This window comes from Pedobacter sp. MC2016-14 (assembly GCF_020991475.1).
Lineage (GTDB): Bacteria > Bacteroidota > Bacteroidia > Sphingobacteriales > Sphingobacteriaceae > Pedobacter.
This window is the reverse complement of sequence record NZ_JAJMPA010000001.1, coordinates 891,784-906,622: the sequence shown is the minus strand read 5'-3', so window position 1 is coordinate 906,622 and position 14,839 is coordinate 891,784. Positions and strand designations below refer to the sequence as shown.

The window sequence follows — 14,839 nt, the reverse complement described above, 5'->3', positions numbered from 1 at the left end:
ATTGGGTATATACAGCAATAAAAGCAGTATACCGCTTAAAAAACCACACTGCCAACATACGTACTATTGGCAATGCTTTTACCATCAGCCGCACGGAAAGAAATATAAGTTTCGATCACCTTGCCCTTCCAGGAGATCGGAATGGCCAAATCTTCAGTTCCTTTTACCCGTTTGGCTCCACTCAGATCATACCTTGCGCTTTTTAATTCCGGAACATACGCCGCCACCATCACCATATCGGTCCAATCGGGCCAGGTACTTAAAATATCCCAGGTAAAAGTTAAATGCCCCTCATTCACTGTTACAGCTGGGTTATCTGCAGGTTTTGCAGTACCGCTGGTTAACCTTACTTTGCTGTAGTCGATCTCCACATTAGGATATTCGCCTTTAAGGGCGTTCTTCATTTGATAAGATTTAGCCAGGTTATTAGCCGTTTTAGTGGTTGGTGCCGCTTCCAGGTCAAATCCAAATCGTACAAATTCCGTTAATTGGCCTATAAAAACATTTACTACCGTTAAGTTCATCTGCCCCGCCAGCTGCAGTTCTGATCGTTTTTTATTACTCTTGTCCTTCCTACTTCTAATTATTCCAACACCTTTTCTGATATAGGTCTCCAAAGGTCCAATTGTACCTTCGGTTGGCCCTAAAATTCCTTTTTTAGCTCTAGCCATAATTTTTTAATTTTAAATTTCTTAAATATAGTTATTATAATGAATTAAACAAAATAGGTCTGAATATTAAAAATTAAATACATATCTTCGTTTCACAGAAAGCCAGTCCATCCAAAAAGATAATTAAGGCTTCCATCTAAGTCAATACGGCTCCGTATTCATAAATTAATTAACAAAGAGTTCAAGGAAAGTAAAGGTTGCGTTCGGGATGCGTTCGTATCTTCTCCGGCTATTCTCCGGGTATTGTCCGGCTATTGTCCGGCTATTCTTCGGATGCACCCGAATAATACGCGATCAATATCCAGCTAACATTTGTAAAATCTGCGGTATAAATCCGAACGCAGTCCGAACACACCCCGGGCACCCTATAGCGCCAACCTAAACTTTTGTAAGAAATAAATGTAAAAACCTACCATATGTGGTAAGGAATGCCAGAACTGGCTTTTAGAAAGCACTAAGTTAACTAAAATTTCTTGACAACCAAATCTATATCCTCATAGGGACTGACGATTGTCAACAAATAGTCAACAAAGCAAAGATTTAATACTTTTCTAATAATTAATCAATCGATTGATTAATTTTGCGTCATCAAATGAATAAGGAAAAGACAGATAAGCGAACTTCGATCCTTATAGCCGCAGAAAAATTATTTTCTGAACTGGGTTATGAAGGAACCTCAACAAGGCAAATTGCAAGGGAATCCAGTGCAAACATGGCCATGATCAATTACTATTTCGGATCAAAAGATGGTGTATTTCAAGAAATTATCAGCCAGCGTATGGTTGATTTCAATGCACAGCTTGTTACCATCAGCGAAGACAAAATAACCAGCTTTGAAAAATTGAAGCGTGTAGTAGAAGGATATGCCAACAGGATCCTCTCCAACATCTCCTTTCACAAAATGATGCAACGGGAATTGTCATTGGCACAGCGTCCCGAAGTATTTTGCAAAGTTAAAGATGTCATGTTCAGCAACCTGCAGCTGATTGAAAACATCGTAAACGAAGGCATTGCCAGTGGATCTTTCAGGAAAGTGGATGTTAGGATGCTGATTGCAACCATTATGGGCACCATCAGTAGTGTGGCCATCTCCCCTTCTAAAATTACTTCCGGCTCTAAACTGGACATTAATATTCCTGAAGACCGCGAAATTCTGACAACACGCTTGCTCCTTCATTTAGACGACCTTATAAAAACGTATTTAACACCCCAAAAATGATACACAAAACAATTAAATTAAGCTTGCTGGCTTTCCTGCTTCCAGCTCTGCTTTATGCCCAAACAACTAAAAAACTCAGCTTGCAAGAAGCCATCCAGCTAGGTATCGAGAACAGCAAGAACTTAAAGCTTTCTCAAAATAAAATTGACGAGTCTATTGCCAGGCTGGAAGTGGTAAAAAACAATGCCCTGCCTTCTGCAACCGCATCATTTTTATACAATCACGCAGAAATTCCTACCAACAAGCTGGTTATCGGTGGTGCAGATCCTATTAACCTGCCAAAAAGAGCAGATGCTTTTATCGGCACTGCAGCAGTAGAGCAACTGATTTACGGAGGTGGTAAATTGAGGTATGCAGAAGAATCAACCAAACTTTTAAGCGAAGTTGCCCGTCTGGATGCCGATAAAAACAAAGACGAAATTAGCTATGCCATCATCAACACCTACTATGCCTTGTATAAAGTGCTGCAAAGCGCAAAAGTAGTGAACCAGAACCTGGAATCCATTGCAAGTCAGCTAAAGCAGGCCCAGCGCTTTTTTGAACAAGGCATCGTTACTAAAAACGATGTGCTGAGGTTCCAGCTGCAACAGGCAAATGTAACCCTTACCCAAATGGAAATCGAGAACAACCGCAAAATCATCAATTACAACTTTGATGTTTTGCTCGGCCTTGATGAAAACACCAATCTTGACATTACCGATCCCGGAGCAGATACCAAACAAATTGAGCCTTTAAACAACTACCTGGACATGGCCCTAACCAGCCGTCAGGAATTGAGACAACTCGATTTACAAAACCAGGTGGCAGAAGTAAACGTAAAATCCATAAAAGCAAATACCTTACCTTCAGTTGGTGTAGGGGCTAATTTATATTACATTAATCCAAGCGGAAAGTTTATTCCACCATCAGAGCAGTACATTATGCCCGTTACAGTTGCCGCATCCGTATCCTGGAACATTGGTAACTTATGGACCAATAAAAATAAAATCAGCGAAGCCCGCGTGCAGCAAAAAAGTGTAGGTATTCAAAAAGATATATTCTCAGATAACATAAAAACCGAAATCAACAGGAATTACCAATCTTATCTGCTGGCTACCAATAAAATTCAAATCCTTGAAACCTCTATCGCCCAGGCCACAGAAAATGACAAACTATTTGAATCCAAATACAAGAACAATGTAGCTTCTGCCATTGACAGAATTGATGCAGAAACGCTTTTATACCAGGCAAAAATAAACCTTGAAATTGCCCGTGCAGACGCAGGTTTAGCCTACTATACCCTATTAAAATCAACAGGAAAAATTTCTCTATAAATCCCTAACAAACACAATAATGACAACGGAAACAAAAAAGAAAAGCAAAATTATACCTATTATATTAGGTGTATTGATCATCATAGGTGCAATATTTGGTACCAAAGCCTACATTTATTACAGCAAGCACGTAGATACAGACGATGCCCAGATTGATGGAGACATCAGCCCTGTAGTATCCCGCGTTGGTGGCTACGTAAACGAAATCCTTTTTGAAGAAAACACCAAAGTTCAGGAAGGACAGGTATTGGTGAAATTAGATAACCGCGACTACCTTGTAAAATTAGAGCAGGCAGAAGCCGGACAAAAAGGCGCAAGTGCCGGCGTTGGTGTTTCGCAGGCACAAATCATTGCTTCATCTGCCAATACCGGTAGTGCAAAAGCCAATGTAGATGCAGCAAGGATTAAATTGAACTTAGCGCAAAAAGATTTTGCCCGCTACCAGAACCTGGTAAAAGACGGATCAATTACCCAACAGCAATTTGACCAGTACAAAGCCCAAAAAGAAACCGCAGAAGCCGCATATACCGCAGCAAAAGATCAGTATAACGCAGTAGTTAAACAAGTGGGTGCAACACAATCACAACTTGCAGTAAGCAATAATGGCGTATCACAACGCCAAAGTGATGTAGATTTTGCAAAACTTCAATTGAGCTATACCGACATCAAATCTCCGGCTACAGGTATTGTTTCTAAAAAGAATGTACAAAAAGGACAACTGGTACAGGCCGGACAGTCTTTGTTTTCTGTAGTGAATGCCAACAGCTTATACATTACCGCAAACTTCAAAGAAACCCAGCTGGAAAACATGACACCGGGGCTTAAAGTTAAAATTGAGGTAGATGCCTATCCAAATGAAGACATTGAAGGCGAAGTGTACAATTTTTCGCCGATAACCGGTGCAAAAGGCTCTTTATTGCCTCCAGATAACGCCACTGGTAACTTTGTTAAAGTGGTACAACGTATCCCGGTAAAAATTAAAATTACCAAAGTATCTAACACCCTGCTTGAAAAATTACGTCCAGGTATGAGTGTTAAAGTTTCCGTTTCTATAAAAGACTAAAAAAAATGGCCGAAGTAGGTTTAAAAAAGTGGATCATTACATTTACGGTCATCACAGCTTCTCTATTAGAGCTGATTGATACCACCATTGTAAATGTTGCGATACCACAAATACAAGGTAACCTGGGCGCAACTCTTGAAGATGTGGCCTGGTTATCTACCGGGTATGCCGTTGCCAACGTGATTATTTTACCTATGTCTGGCTGGTTGGGCAGCCGTTTTGGAAGAAAGAACTATTTCCTTTTTTCCATTATCCTGTTTACCATCGCCTCCTTTTTGTGCGGAAATGCCACAAACCTGGAAGAGCTTATTGCTTTCAGGATTTTACAGGGGCTGGCAGGTGGAGGGTTGATTTCGACAGCACAAGCCATATTAATTGAGACCTGGCCGCGGGAAGATGTAGGTATTGCCACGGCCTTATTTGGCCTGGGTGCCGTAGTTGGGCCAACTGTTGGCCCTACCATTGGTGGTTACCTGCTGGAAATCAGCTCATGGCCGATGATCTTTTACGTAAACATTCCCGTCGGGATTATAGCTGCCTACTGTACCTATATGTTTGTGCGGGAAACCCCTAAAGACGGAAAAGGTATGCCGGTAGACTGGTGGGGAATTGCGTTATTGGCCATTGCCGTTGGAAGTTTACAGACCGTTCTTGAAAAAGGAGAAAGTGAAGACTGGTTTGCCACACCATACATTACTGCCCTGGCTATTGCCTCTGTAGTAGGCTTACTGCTCTTCATCTGGCGCGAGACCACTACCGATCACCCGATTGTGAATTTTAAGATCATGCGCCACCGGAGTTTTTCTGTAGGGATGTTTACCTCTTTTATCCTTGGTTTTGGTTTGTATGGTTCCGTCTTCGTATTCCCTATATTTTGTCAGAATTTGTTGGGCTTCTCACCTTTACAAACCGGAGAATTATTATTTCCCGGAGGGATGTGTACCATCCTGATGATGCCTTTTATCGGGATCATGCTTAAAAAAGCAGTACCTGCACAATTTATGGCTACCATAGGTATGTTCCTGTTCTTCGTTTTCTGTAATATGCTCAGCAAATCTACCCTGGCTTCGGGCGAAAATGATTTCTTTTTGCCTTTGATGATCAGGGGAGCAGGTATGGCTTTACTATTTGTACCGCTAACCACACTGGCCATACAGGATTTAAAAGGGGCTGAAATTGGACAAGGCTCGGGGTTAAACAACATGATGCGTCAGCTGGGCGGTTCATTCGGTATTGCCGCTTTAACCACCCTGATCCATGTGCGCCAGGGTTACCACCGCAGCAATCTGCTGGTAAACGTGAATGAAAACAATCCTGCATTTACAGAAAGGTTTACCGCCATGATCCATAACTTTATGGCTAAAGGCGCTTCTTATCTGGATGCAAAGATGATGGTCATTAAGGCGATGGAAGGCACGGTAATTAAACAAACCATGTTGCTAACGTATAATGACGCTTATTGGGTTGCGGGCATGATTATGCTTTGCTCTATCCCACTATTGTACCTGCAAAAATTTAAAAAGAACGTCAACATCCCAACAGACGTTCATTAATATAAAAAAAGAGAGCTCCTGTCGCCTCCTCAAAACTTAGGCCCTGAAAAAGGGCGAAGTTTTACATGTCGGCTCGTAGGAACTCTCTTTTTTTTTAGCGCTCAGTAAACAGCGAGCCGTTTAGCCAGCCTGCCTCCATGCCTGCATTGTATTTGCTATAAAAGTTTAAAGCAGGCGCATTCCAGTCCAGCACCTGCCAGGTCATGCCATTAAAGCCAAGTTCTTTTGTTTTTTCGATAACTTTTTCAAAGAGGATTTTACCAATTCCTTTACCGCGGTAACTTTCTGTTACGTAGAAATCTTCGAGGTAAATCCTGCGGCCTTTCCAGGTAGAATAGCGGGTATAAAAAAGAGCGAAGCCTACGATGTATTCATCATCTGTTGCCACAAAAGCTTCCCAAACAGGCTTGGTTCCAAATCCTGCATCTATAAATTCATCGAGTGTAACGGTCACCTCCTCGGGGGCGCGTTCATACACCGCCAGTTCATTGACCAGTTCTAAAACCCTGGCACAATCTTGCGCATGCGCAGTTCTAATTGTTAAGTTCATTCCTATAATTTTTTCCGGGCAGCCGGGCAATTGAAGCTGCAAATATCTTGCAAAAAACGCAAGATTTAGGCTAGATTATTAAAAATACGACTACAATTGTGGTTTTTTCCTTAATTATTGGTAGCTTGACCGCAAAATTACAACCCTAATCATGACGCAAAAACAGCGAGCCACAGGTCAGAGAGAATCTATTTTTAACAATGAAGTCGTATCCCGGTTTGAGTTATATAACAGTTTGTTTTTAACCCTTCCGTTTTATAGAATCAAAGACACCGGGACTTTACTCCCGCTCTTTATTAAACATTGTGAAGATGGTGTAAAGCAACATCAAACCCCTGCTGAAATTGTCAATTCATTTTTTAAAAAATATACCCAAACCAATACCAATAAGGATATTATTGACCTCCTGTTTAGGTTTATTCAATATATTGAGCGGCAGGTGGTGTTGTTTGATGCCGTAGAAGATGCGTCTTTCAACAAATTAAATACCCATGATGAGCAAAGTTCCTTACATTCTTACCTTTCCAAAGGGATTGACAACAAAGAACTGGGCGCTAAAATTGAAAAGCTGGTAGACGAATTTTCACTAAGGCTGGTGCTCACCGCACACCCTACCCAATTTTATCCGGGCAGTGTATTGTCTATCATTACAGATTTAACATCTGCCATTAAGATCAATGACATCTCTACCATCAACGAGTTGTTGCAGCAACTGGGAAAAACCCCTTTCTTTAATAAGAAGTCGCCAACGCCCGTAGATGAGGCACTAAGCCTTGCCTGGTACCTGGAGAATGTCTTTTATTTTGCCGCAGCCAATATCCAGTCAGAAATTGACCATAGCCTGGAAGAATTTAACCTGGCTTCTAAAAAAGTTATTGAACTCGGTTTCTGGCCGGGTGGCGACAGGGACGGCAATCCTAACGTACATGCCGATTCTACCATACAAGTTGCTAAAATGCTAAGGCAAATCTTGTTCCGCTGTTATTACAGGGATTTCAGGTACCTGAAACGACGCATTACCTTTAGGGGTGTAGAAGACACCATTGTTGTAGTACACGATGAGTTGTATAAAAATGCTTTTGATCCTAACATTGAAACAGAGAACATATCGGCAGTACTGATTGAGAACCTTTATAAGATTAAAACAACTTTACTAAACGACCACGATGGCCTCTTTGTAGAGCAGGTAGATAACCTGATCCGTAAGGTAAACCTATTTGGTAATCATTTTGCCTCACTGGATATTCGTCAGGATAGCCGGGTATTGCGGGACGTTCATGCCTACTGCAGGGAGAGCAAACCCATTGTTTCCTTGTTTCCCGCCAATTATGATGAACTGAGCGAAGCCGAAAAAATAGCGCAGCTTTCTTTTAAAAGCGCAAAGTTGAACTATCCAGGCACAGATGACGGCCTGATTCAGGATACGCTACAAACCATTGCGGAGATTAAAATAATCCAGCAAAGTAATGGCGAACTGGCCTGCCACCGTTTCATTATCAGTAACTGTCAGCAGGCAAGTGATATCTTGCAACTGATAGAACTGTTTTTATGGAACGGATGGGAAGAACATGAACTCAATATCGATTTTGTTCCCTTGTTTGAAACGGTAAACGACCTTGCTGTGGCAGCCGAAGTGATGGAAACTCTATATTCACATCCTTTTTATAAGAAACACCTGGAGCAGCGCGGAAACAAGCAGGACATTATGCTTGGGTTTTCTGACAGCACCAAAGATGGTGGTTATTTAATGGCCAACTGGTCTATCTTTAATGCCAAAGTAACTTTAACAGATGTTTCTAACAAACACAACATTAAACTGGCATTTTTTGACGGGCGTGGCGGGCCTCCTGCACGTGGCGGAGGTAAAACACATCGTTTTTACGCCTCTATGGGTAAAGAGATTGCCAATAAAAATATTCAGCTTACCATTCAGGGGCAAACCATCAGCTCTCAGTATGGATCAATAGACAGCGCTGGTTTTCAAATAGAACAGCTCATTAACGCGGGTATTTCGGCAGGCATCAGGGAAAAACACAATGTGCTACTTGATCCGGTAAACAAAGAGATCCTGGATGTAATGGCAAAAGACAGTTACGATGCTTATGTGGCCTTAAGGAAGCACCCCTTGTTTTTAACTTACCTGGAAAGATTTTCACCATTATCACTGCTGTCTAAAATTACCATCAGCAGCAGGCCTGTAAAAAGAAGTTCCGGAGCGGCATTAAAGCTGGAAGATTTAAGGGCAATTGGCTTTGTAACGGCCTGGAGCCAGCTTAAGCAAAATATTCCTGGATTTTACGGCATCGGTACTGCATTGAAAAAACAACTGGATGCAGGAAACTGGGAAATTATCTCTAAAGCCTACGAAGATTCCGGCTACTTTAAAACCATCATAGATAACTGTATGATGAGCATGAGCAAAGCTGATTTCTCCATCACGGCGCATTTTGCCAATGATAAAGAGTACGGCGCTTTCTGGAAACAATTACATGAAGAATTTGAACTGTCTAAAACGTTATTGTTAAGACTAGCCGGACACGAAACCTTAATGGAAAACTATCCTGTAGAAAAACGTTCTATTGCCGTAAGGGAAAAGATTGTGTTGCCTTTGGTACTGATCCAACATTACGCCCTGGAGCAACTACAACTTGAGCCAACAGAACAGGAGCGGCAGTCTTATGAAAAACTGGCCATAAGAACCGTATACGGCATTGTAAACGCAGGAAGAAACCTGGCATAAGGTACTTTGTTACGCAGCATCAGAATGCAAATTTTATGCTGTCCATAAATAGTTTTTGGTTAAATCTACTATATTTACCAAGTAGATTTAACCAATATTAACCTGATGTACAAATTAAGGGTAGCAGATCGCATCCCATCATATGATGAGAAATTGCTTTTAAGCAAAATCTCAAAAGGTGATGAAGTTGCCTTTCGTATGGTATTTGATTACCATAGAAAGCGGGTCTACAGCTACGCTTTAAAAGTTGTAAAATCAGAAAGCCAGGCAGAGGAAATACTGCATGATGTATTTATGAAAATCTGGCAGCACGAAAGTGCCGAGGAGATAGAAAGCCTTGAGTTTTATTTACGGACCCTTACCAAACACATTACCTTTAAACTGCTTCGGCGGATGAAACTTGAGGTAAGGGTAAATGAAGAGCTCTCCCATTCCTGGACAGAGAACCACAATGAAACGGAAGACAGAATTATCTCTAACGATACCGAACGTATCCTTACCGAAGCCATAAACCTATTGCCACCACAGCAAAAAATGGTGTATACCCTCTGTAAGGACGAAGGTTTGCAATATGCCCAGGTGGCAGAAAAGCTCTCCATTTCTCCGCTTACCGTAAAAACACACATGCAACATGCGCTCAGGTTTTTACGCAACTATGTCATCAACAATACCGATGTTTCCATGTTCATCATCTTGATGCAAATCATCAGCGAAAAAAAATAATTACATTTTTTTTCATCCCGACTACTCCGAACCTTTTTCCCGGGGGTCTATATTAAAAAAGGGGAACAGCATTTTAGCCGCAGCCTTTATTTAACCAGTATAAACCATGAAAACGTCAAGACTGATCTTCTTATATCAGCAATACATTGATAACCTCAGTTCTGAAGAAGAATTAAGGGAGTTAGAAGTATTATTGAGTGATCCCGAAAATGAAGCTATTTTTATCAGCTTACTGGACGGCACATGGAAAGCACAGCCGCTACAACACCTCAAAGACCTTTCTGAAAATAAAGCAGATCAAATTTACAACCGCATCATCAGCCAATACATCCGCCGCAAGCCCAAGTTAAAAAACTGGCTTCGTGCTGCTGCAGCAATTTTCATTACGCTAGCTGCCGGACTGGCAATTTACCAGGCAAACCGACCAAAACCAGTTCAGCCAGGCACCACTTCTGCTGTACATCAAACAAAAACCAGCGACATATTACCTGGCAGCAATAAAGCCATCTTAACCCTGGCAGATGGAAAAAGTGTAGTTTTAGACGATGCAAAAAGTGGCGAAATATCAAACCAGCAAGGCGTTGTCATCAGCAAGCTGAAAAACGGTCAGCTTATTTATGCTGGTACCGCAACAACAAAGCAGGCAGCAAAGAACCAAGTAAATACCATTGCTATTCCTAAAGGCGGTCAATACCACCTCACCTTGCCAGACGGCACCCATATTTACCTCAATTCTGCTTCTTCATTAAGCTACCCTACTGCCTTTACAGGGAACGAAAGAAAGGTGTTTTTGGAAGGTGAAGCGTATTTTGAGGTTGCTAAGGTTCAAATAAAAGACGGTAAAGAAAAAGGAAAACGCTTACCATTCATTGTAGTGACCAAAAAAGAACAGGTTGAAGTATTGGGTACACACTTTAACATCAATTCTTATGCAGATGAGGCAGAAAGTAAAACCACTTTACTGGAAGGATCAGTTCGTATTGCAGCCCTTGCAATGCAAGGAAAAGGTAAAAAGACAGAGACTGCACCATTGGTTAAACAAACTTTAATACCCGGTCAGCAGGCGGTATTAAAATCAAATACCGTAAAAGTAAATCCGGTAGACCTGGATGAAGTAATGGCCTGGAAAAACGGTTTGTTTGTGTTTAACAACGAAAACATTACGGCTGTAATGAGAAAAATTTCCAGATGGTACGATGTAGAGGTCATCTTTAAAGGAAACATGGAAGGCATTAACTTTCTGGGGAACTACTCCAGATCAAAAAGCCTGGACAACTTACTTAAAAATATAGAATTGATGGAAAAAGTAGATTTCCAGGTTGAAGGAAGGAGGATCACTGTAAGCAGAAAGTAGCACACAGGAGATCCAAAAAAAACCGGGAGTGCTTGAGACCACCCCCGGCAATAAAGGCCTGTAGGCCTTATGGATCAAAAAACCAATTGACACAATTAATAATTTTTAATCTAACCAAATGTATAAAATTTTTACTGCACTTAAGTGCGGAATTCCTGGAACATCCCGTGGTACCGCACCAAAATTCATTCTCATAATGAAACTCACTATGCTGCTATTGATGCTTAACCTTTTACAGGTACATGCTTCCAGTTATGGGCAGCAGGTAAGCATTAATGTTAAAAACGCACCTGTTAAAGAAGTACTCAACCAGATTACCAAACAAACGGGCTACAACTTTATCTGCGATGCAGACGTCATTAAAACAAACAGCACCATTACCTTAAAAGTTAATAAGATGGCTTTAGGTAAAGTATTGGAGCAATGTTTTACCAACCAGCCTATAGAAATATTGTTTGGCAGCGACAATACCGTACTCATTAAGCAAAAAACACGCCTGGTAACTGTTGCGCCCGCGCCACAGGCCATTAACATTACAGGAAAGGTATTGGATGCCAAAGGTCAGCCCATTCCAGGAGTAAGCGTTAAGGTAAAGGGCAGTACTGCAGGTGCAATGTCTGATACTAATGGTGCTTTTACGCTGAGGGTTCCGGATGAAAGCGCTGTACTGGTATTTACCTTTGTGGGCTACGTAACACAGGAAGTTACCGTGGGCAGCAAAACCAACATTACCGTTACACTTGCAGAACAAAGTCAAACTTTGAGCGATTTGGTGGTAGTTGGTTACGGCCGCCAATCAAGGGCTACGGTTACCGCAGCCATTACCCGTGTAGAAGGAAAAAACATTGCCAACCAGCCCGTAAGTACTGCGGGCGAAGCCCTTGCGGGTTTAGCTGCCGGTGTGCAGGTACAATCTGATCAGGGTGCAAAACCAGGTGCTGCGCCTACCATCAGGGTCCGCGGGGTTAGCTCATTGAGCTCTTCCAATGATCCGTTATATGTAGTAGATGGTTATCCACTTCAAGCAGCCGCTAACTTTACCTTAATTAACCCGAATGATATAGAGTCCATCGAAGTACTAAAAGATGCCGCATCTGCCGCCATTTATGGCTCCAGGGCAGCCAATGGGGTTGTATTGGTAACCACAAAGAGAGGCAAGTCCGGGAAAACCGGTTTTTCTGTGTCTGCCTATACAGGGATCCAGGAAGTGAACCGTTTTTATGATGTCCTCAAAAAAGACGATTTTATTACGCTGGTAAAAGACATCAGCCGCATCCGGAACCTGGTTTATCCTTCTATATTGGATGGGAACACTTCTGCATTACCTGATGTAAACTGGCAGCAGGAAATTTTTAGAACTGCGCCATTGCATAACTTTGAAATCAATGCTTCTGGTGGTAGCGAAAAAATAAGGTTCAATACCTCTGCAGGCATATTCAAACAACAAGGTGTGGTCATTGGTACAGATTACAGCCGTTATACTGCAAGAGTAAACCTTGATGCAGACCTGGCCAAGAACCTGAAATTAGGTTTCTCTATTTCGCCTTCCTTTTCAGAACAACACAGACAACCTTCATCTGGACAGGCAAGTGGTGCAGGAGCCAATGCAGCAGATTTAATTACAGGTGTACCCGGTTTAATTGCAGATCTTTCTTTACCAAGCCCTTTAAACCAGACCCTTACTTTTCAGCCAATTGTTCCGGTATATCGTGAAAATGGTGATTTTGCACAACCTTATGACAGGGCCTTAGGATTTAACCTGTCACCAACCTCGGTATTCTTTGCCACTAACTTTTTTAACCCTGTTGGAATTGTAAGTCAGTCAATAAACCGCTCAAGGGCATTCCGTACATTAAGCAATGCGTTTTTGGAATATACTGTTATTCCAAACCTGAAATTGAAAACGTACATCGGTGCTACACTTGAAAACGAGCAGGTCCATGGTTTTATCCCGGCTACAATGGCCGCTAGCCAGGCGCCTACGGCATCTTATTCAAACCCTCAGCTGGCCGCAATATTTGCATCAGACAATGTTAGAAATAGCTTTGACTGGGTTTGGGAAAATACAGCTACTTATGATAAAATGGTAGGTAAACACCACTTTAACTTATTGGGTTTATTCTCTGCACAAAAGTACGATTCGCAAATCAACTATACTGCGGGTATCCCGGGAACATTCATCACTACAGCAATTCAAAGTCCGCTGGCCTCACCAAATACGGTAGGGACAGAATTGTTTGATGCCAATACCTTTGTAAGTTACGCAGGCCGCTTAACGTATGACTACGACAAAAAATACCTGTTTACCGCTGCCGTACGTCAGGATGCTTCATCACGGTTTGGACCAAATAACCGTACCGCAATATTTCCTTCCTTTTCTATGGGATGGCGTTTAACGGAAGAGGAGTTTATTAAGCCCTTATTGGAAAAGGTAAAAATAAATGAGTTTAAACTACGAGGTGGATATGGCAGGACGGGTAATGCAAATATTGGAAGCTTTACCTATTTAAACTCCATCAACCTCAATAAAAACTATGCTTCAGGAAGCACAAGGATTTTCGGTTCTCAACAAACCGGTTTTGCAAACCCAGATTTAACCTGGGAAAAAAATGACCAGATCAGCGTGGGGACTGATCTGGGATTTTTTAACAATGCACTGGTTTTAACGGCCGATTATTTTGCCCGTACCTCTAAAGGAATGTTACTGAATAAAGCACTTCCGCTTGTGGTAGGTTATGCCACTACCTATCAGGCCAACCTGGGTACTTTGCAAAATAAAGGTTTTGAATTTACCGCTACCACCACTTTTAATGTTGGTGAGGTACGCTGGACCATGAATGCCAACCTTTCTACCTACAAAACCAAAGTAACGGATTTGGGTGGCCCATCTTCTTTACCTGCTGTTGCCGCCATTAACGGATGGAACAACGTTTATCAGGTTAAAGTTGGCGACCCGCTGGGCTTAATGTACGGATACACGGTAGATGGTGTATTTAAAAACGCCGCAGACTTAGCTTCAAATCCACAAACAACCGCTGGAAATAAAGTGGGCGACTGGAAGGTAAAAGATCAAAATGGTGATGGTAAAATAGACATCAATGATATTACTGTAATTGGAAAAGGACTACCTGATTTTACTTATGGATTGACCAACTCTTTACAGTATAAAAACTTTGATCTGAATGTGTTGATGCAGGGTGTTCAGGGTGTAAATATCATTAATGGTAATTACAGACAGCTCATTTCCGGAAACAATAACCAAAATACCATTTATAAGTATTTCAATAATTACTTTGATCCTGCACAGCCTAACCGTGATGTAGATTATCCAATTCCAAATTCAGGAAGCAGCGTTAACCCTGGTAATGCTTTGGTGCAGAAAGATGTTGAAAATGGTTCGTATTTGAGGGTAAGAAACATTACCCTTGGGTATCGTTTAAATGATGATGTGCTTAAAAAGATTGCTATAAAATCTGCAAGGGTGTATTTAACTGCACAAAATCCTTTCTTAATTACAAAATATAGCGGCTATAACCCGGAAGCGAACGTAAGTGGCAGCAACCCCATTACTCCGGGCGTAGACCAGGGCTCATACCCTGCAGCACGCACAATTATAGTAGGTGTAAATTTTGGATTTTAACAGCTTTAATATA

General features: G+C 41.6%; 10 protein-coding genes. 8 read left to right on the top strand and 2 right to left on the bottom strand.

The window, feature by feature from the left end; translation table 11 throughout:
- Nucleotides 1–35 precede the first annotated feature (35 nt).
- Complete coding sequence (locus LPB86_RS03800) at nucleotides 36–671, bottom strand: DUF6266 family protein (protein ID WP_230641213.1); 636 nt, start codon at nucleotides 669–671, stop codon at nucleotides 36–38.
- Between the two features lie 592 nt (nucleotides 672–1,263).
- On the opposite strand from LPB86_RS03800, the gene LPB86_RS03795 reads away from it, so the two are divergent.
- From LPB86_RS03795 to LPB86_RS03780, 4 genes are read left to right on the top strand one after another with little or no spacing between them, the layout of a single operon-like run.
- Nucleotides 1,264–1,890: a TetR/AcrR family transcriptional regulator gene (locus LPB86_RS03795; protein ID WP_230641212.1), complete on the top strand. Its 627-nt coding sequence runs from the start codon at nucleotides 1,264–1,266 to the stop codon at nucleotides 1,888–1,890.
- The gene (locus LPB86_RS03790; protein ID WP_230641211.1) at nucleotides 1,887–3,203 is read left to right on the top strand and encodes a TolC family protein; all 1,317 of its coding nucleotides are present in this window, start codon (nucleotides 1,887–1,889) and stop codon (nucleotides 3,201–3,203) included. Before LPB86_RS03795 ends, LPB86_RS03790 begins: the two co-directional genes overlap by 4 nt.
- A 19-nt stretch (nucleotides 3,204–3,222) precedes the next feature.
- Complete coding sequence (locus LPB86_RS03785; protein ID WP_230641210.1) at nucleotides 3,223–4,266, top strand: HlyD family secretion protein; 1,044 nt, start codon at nucleotides 3,223–3,225, stop codon at nucleotides 4,264–4,266.
- 5 nt (nucleotides 4,267–4,271) lie between these two features.
- Nucleotides 4,272–5,819 carry a DHA2 family efflux MFS transporter permease subunit gene (locus tag LPB86_RS03780; protein WP_230641209.1) on the top strand — a complete coding sequence of 516 codons (1,548 nt, stop codon included), beginning with the start codon at nucleotides 4,272–4,274 and terminating at the stop codon, nucleotides 5,817–5,819.
- Nucleotides 5,820–5,913: 94 nt separating this feature from the next.
- On the opposite strand, the gene LPB86_RS03775 is transcribed toward LPB86_RS03780, so the two are convergent.
- Nucleotides 5,914–6,369 carry a GNAT family N-acetyltransferase gene (locus LPB86_RS03775; RefSeq protein ID WP_230641208.1) on the bottom strand — a complete coding sequence of 152 codons (456 nt, stop codon included), beginning with the start codon at nucleotides 6,367–6,369 and terminating at the stop codon, nucleotides 5,914–5,916.
- A gap of 151 nt (nucleotides 6,370–6,520) precedes the next feature.
- Here LPB86_RS03775 and LPB86_RS03770 point away from each other — a divergent pair, with 151 nt between their 5' ends.
- From LPB86_RS03770 to LPB86_RS03755, 4 genes are all read left to right on the top strand, one after another.
- On the top strand, nucleotides 6,521–9,109 hold the full coding sequence (locus LPB86_RS03770) for a phosphoenolpyruvate carboxylase (protein WP_230641207.1): 2,589 nt from the start codon (nucleotides 6,521–6,523) through the stop codon (nucleotides 9,107–9,109).
- Nucleotides 9,110–9,214: 105 nt separating this feature from the next.
- Nucleotides 9,215–9,832: an RNA polymerase sigma factor gene (locus LPB86_RS03765; protein WP_230641206.1), complete on the top strand. Its 618-nt coding sequence runs from the start codon at nucleotides 9,215–9,217 to the stop codon at nucleotides 9,830–9,832.
- A 106-nt stretch (nucleotides 9,833–9,938) separates the two neighbouring features.
- On the top strand, nucleotides 9,939–11,186 hold the full coding sequence (locus LPB86_RS03760) for a FecR family protein (protein ID WP_230641205.1): 1,248 nt from the start codon (nucleotides 9,939–9,941) through the stop codon (nucleotides 11,184–11,186).
- Nucleotides 11,187–11,304: 118 nt separating this feature from the next.
- Nucleotides 11,305–14,826 carry a TonB-dependent receptor gene (locus tag LPB86_RS03755; RefSeq protein WP_230641204.1) on the top strand — a complete coding sequence of 1,174 codons (3,522 nt, stop codon included), beginning with the start codon at nucleotides 11,305–11,307 and terminating at the stop codon, nucleotides 14,824–14,826.
- Nucleotides 14,827–14,839: the final 13 nt, after the last annotated feature.

Excerpts from the sequence above, each read along its gene's own strand:
- LPB86_RS03770 (WP_230641207.1), top strand. The coding sequence starts at position 6,521 with ATGACGCAAAAACAGCGAGCCACAGGTCAGAGAGAATCTATTTTTAAC.
- LPB86_RS03800 (WP_230641213.1), bottom strand. The coding sequence starts at position 671 with ATGGCTAGAGCTAAAAAAGGAATTTTAGGGCCAACCGAAGGTACAATT.
- LPB86_RS03795 (WP_230641212.1), top strand. The coding sequence starts at position 1,264 with ATGAATAAGGAAAAGACAGATAAGCGAACTTCGATCCTTATAGCCGCA.
- LPB86_RS03780 (WP_230641209.1), top strand. The coding sequence starts at position 4,272 with ATGGCCGAAGTAGGTTTAAAAAAGTGGATCATTACATTTACGGTCATC.
- LPB86_RS03785 (WP_230641210.1), top strand. The coding sequence starts at position 3,223 with ATGACAACGGAAACAAAAAAGAAAAGCAAAATTATACCTATTATATTA.
- LPB86_RS03755 (WP_230641204.1), top strand. The coding sequence starts at position 11,305 with ATGTATAAAATTTTTACTGCACTTAAGTGCGGAATTCCTGGAACATCC.
- LPB86_RS03765 (WP_230641206.1), top strand. The coding sequence starts at position 9,215 with ATGTACAAATTAAGGGTAGCAGATCGCATCCCATCATATGATGAGAAA.
- LPB86_RS03760 (WP_230641205.1), top strand. The coding sequence starts at position 9,939 with ATGAAAACGTCAAGACTGATCTTCTTATATCAGCAATACATTGATAAC.
- LPB86_RS03790 (WP_230641211.1), top strand. The coding sequence starts at position 1,887 with ATGATACACAAAACAATTAAATTAAGCTTGCTGGCTTTCCTGCTTCCA.
- LPB86_RS03775 (WP_230641208.1), bottom strand. The coding sequence starts at position 6,369 with ATGAACTTAACAATTAGAACTGCGCATGCGCAAGATTGTGCCAGGGTT.